2 protein-coding genes are annotated in these 916 nt (G+C 49.3%); one reads left to right on the top strand and one right to left on the bottom strand.

Translation table 11 applies throughout. From position 1 onward, the window contains the following. The first annotated feature begins 94 nt into the window (after positions 1-94). The gene (locus tag ACFQEU_RS16765) at positions 95-637 is read left to right on the top strand and encodes a DUF4136 domain-containing protein (protein WP_379783992.1); all 543 of its coding nucleotides are present in this window, start codon (positions 95-97) and stop codon (positions 635-637) included. 77 nt (positions 638-714) lie between these two features. Here ACFQEU_RS16765 and ACFQEU_RS16760 read toward each other — a convergent pair. Then, the coding region (locus ACFQEU_RS16760) for an energy transducer TonB family protein (RefSeq protein ID WP_379783990.1) at positions 715-916 on the bottom strand (202 nt) is incomplete at its 5' end.

Genomic DNA, 916 nt, shown 5'->3' with positions numbered 1-916 from the left:
GCCTATGCTAAACTGGCGTTTTCTCCGCTAAACATCACAGGACGTTCAGTTTATGGACATAGCAAATCGATCGATGTTTCAGACCTTTATGCGCATGAGTATCGCACTTTTTGGCGCTGCGCTTCTGGTGGGGTGTAGTGGCATAAAAGTGATGGAAACCCAATCTGCCAGTAAATCCCTGTTGACGGCGAAAACCTACGCCTGGCAAAGTCAGCCCGTAACCAGTAGTGCGTTAATGAAGCGCTTCGATGCATCAGTCCGCCAGGCAGTCGATGAGCAGTTACAGCAGCGAGGCTATCAGTTAGTCGACAATGTTCAGGCTGATTTCTTGGTTGACTACCGCTTCACGGAAATTCAAGCCAGCACGGCAAGCGTTGGCGATGAGGTCGACTACGGCGGCTGGCAGCGCGACAACGACGGTATGAACTTTGTCGGTTGGTCGGCCGATCCAGCGATGTCAGAGTACCCCGTTGGCGTTTTAAATTTAGCGCTGTTGAACCCAAAAGATAACGCGGAGTTGTGGGAGGTATACGGCAGTAAAATGTTGGATGAAACTCGCAATATCGATCATATAGAAGCGAATGTTAAGCGTGTTGTTAAACGATTATTTGCCGGCTTTAAACGCAAGGCCAATTAACTAACACCGTTAAATTGATGTGTGAGACTCTAAAAAAAGGCCGGGGATACCGGCCTTTTTTCTGCGCTACCTACAGGTTATAGCGGCAAATCGTAATACAGGGTGGTTTCAAATTCGAACGGATCTGATTCTAAATCCGCGGGTGGCGGTGTGAAGGGTTGAGCATTGCTCACGGCCTCTAGGGCCTGGTCGTTAAACATGCTGTAGCGCGACGGCTCGACGACCTCAACTTTCAACAGTTTACCGTTTTTATCCAGCGCAATAGCAAGGCGCACAGAG

The sequence above is a fragment of the Halorubrum tibetense genome (assembly GCF_042661865.1).
In the GTDB taxonomy this organism is placed as follows: domain Archaea; phylum Halobacteriota; class Halobacteria; order Halobacteriales; family Haloferacaceae; genus Halorubrum; species Halorubrum tibetense.
The sequence above is the reverse complement of the archived record's forward strand: the minus strand, read 5'-3'. Positions and strand labels throughout refer to the sequence as shown.

Bases quoted from the DNA above. Each gene is read 5' to 3' on its own strand.
- ACFQEU_RS16765 (WP_379783992.1), top strand. From the start codon at position 95: ATGAGTATCGCACTTTTTGGCGCTGCGCTTCTGGTGGGGTGTAGTGGC.